Raw genomic sequence first — 233 nt, 5'->3', positions numbered from 1 at the left:
ATACCCGGCCTTGTCTCTGAACGTGACAAACTCCAAGGCATTAAAGGCGTAGGGCTTGATTCTGTGCGTGTCGAAGAAGGATTTCAAATCTTCTGCCGCATGTTCCCGCAAATAGTCCCTTAGCTTATCCAGCCTGATTTCAATGTAGTCATACCCGTACGTTTCACACAGCTCCAGATCGTTTTGAAGCGTCGAGTATTTCATGGTCGTCGCCTGGTTAAACGCTACTTTCA

1 pseudogene is annotated in these 233 nt (G+C 47.2%); it reads right to left on the bottom strand.

Annotated elements, in window-relative coordinates:
• A pseudogene (locus tag LD028_RS09530) lies at positions 1 to 233 on the bottom strand (isomerase); the annotation flags it as partial.

The organism is Anoxybacillus sp. LAT27 (assembly GCF_022030075.1).
Taxonomy (GTDB): Bacteria; Bacillota; Bacilli; order Bacillales; family Anoxybacillaceae; genus Anoxybacillus; species Anoxybacillus kestanbolensis.
The sequence above is the reverse complement of the archived record's forward strand: the minus strand, read 5'-3'. Positions and strand labels throughout refer to the sequence as shown.